At 45.7% G+C, this 1544-nt stretch carries 1 protein-coding gene; it reads right to left on the bottom strand.

The annotated features are described in order from the left end of the window. Positions 1-1544, bottom strand: a 1544-nt coding sequence (locus G4407_RS16045; protein WP_173689677.1) for a prealbumin-like fold domain-containing protein, incomplete at both ends; no start/stop codon positions are given.

Here is a 1544-nt window from a genome sequence, read left to right as displayed (position 1 = left end):
CCTGTTTCTTTACCTGCTCTTTTACCGTAAGGTCTCTTGTCACTTCTGCAACATCTTGTCCCTCATAGGTTACGGATACCTCATATCTTGTAGTATCCAGTGTATATCCTTCCGGCGGAGTGATCTCTTTTACATACATTTCTCCAAGATATAATTCTGAGAACTCCAGTGTTCCATCATCACCGATGACTCCCTGTGCGATCAGGCTGTCCTGTTTAAACAGCACCCCTGTTGTTCCATCCGGATGCACGATATCTTCTTTGGCATACAGACCATACACCGCACCTCGAAGAGCGCCGTCTCCCTGTGGCTGGAATGCAAGTGTTTCCTTATCAATCTTTGCGATTTTTACTTTTCCGGTGACCCTCTCATCCGTTGCTGTTACCGTCAATGTCTTTCCGGCTGCAACGTCCACTTGATAGACTTCCTGATTCCGTTTATATCCGGTCGGTGCAGTCACTTCTTTTACATACACAGTTTTGAGTGTGGCATCAAAATAATCACTGACTGCTTTTCCGTCTGTTCCGGTTGCAGTCATCGTCATCAGCAGATTTTCGCACTTCTTATCGGTGTAAATATCGTAAACTGCTCCAGATAGTGGGTTCTGTGTATTGATATCTTTCTTCGTCAACTCAATACGTGTCATGTTCAGCCACTGTACGCTGAAGCTTACCGGAGCTGCTGTTTCGCTTTCGAATACACCGATATCCTGTTTGGAATCTCCGGTCGTCAGCACCAGCGTTCTCCATGTCTTTCCGACAGAACCGTATAAGTTGCCGGAAGCATAACTGCCTGTCAGCAACAGATCTGCCGACAGATAAAAAGTATCGCCGCCATAAATCTGGATTTTCCCATTTGTCACACTTGTTCCTTTGGTCAGGTTATGTGCGGTAACATGTTCCGGCACACTGAGTGTCACATAATTTCTGTGATCCCCGGACAGTGTGATATTCGGTGTTTTCTGGAGATTTCCATCTCTTACTGCATTCAGTTTCGTACTGGAAAGGCTCAGTTCCCCTTTTGGAGGTTCTTCCTGTCCGAACAGGTAATTGATATATGCGATCACCCCTGCATTTACAAGGTCATTGTAATTACAGCCTGTAAATCCGGCTTCTCCTGCGTAAGCGTAGCTGGCTGCAATATGCGTATACACATACTTTTCATCCTCTGATTTCCCGGACAGATAACTTCCTGTCAGATCTCCCGCCCCGCCATAGCCATAGTAAAGGACTTTCTGCAGATTCTTGTTACTGTCCAATACCTGTGCCACATAACTTCCACTCGGTGGGGATGCTTTCTGGGACTGGAGACAGTATGCAATCTTTCCGTTTACGGTAAACAGACACGTAAGATAATTTCCTATATAACTTGGATAATAGATCGTTCTTCCTTTTGTCAGTGTGACTGTTGAACCGCTGCTTGTGGCTCTTTCAGCCGCAGACAGTACCATGACATTTCCTTCTTCAATATCCTCTTTGAGTTCTTCGATTGCCTGTGCAGATGCATCTTCCCCGGATGCCTCGATCTCTACATCGGTATAGTTC

This window comes from Allocoprococcus comes, from assembly GCF_013300725.1.
Lineage (GTDB): Bacteria > Bacillota > Clostridia > Lachnospirales > Lachnospiraceae > Allocoprococcus > Allocoprococcus comes_A.
This window is presented reverse-complemented; position numbering and strand designations above follow the sequence as displayed.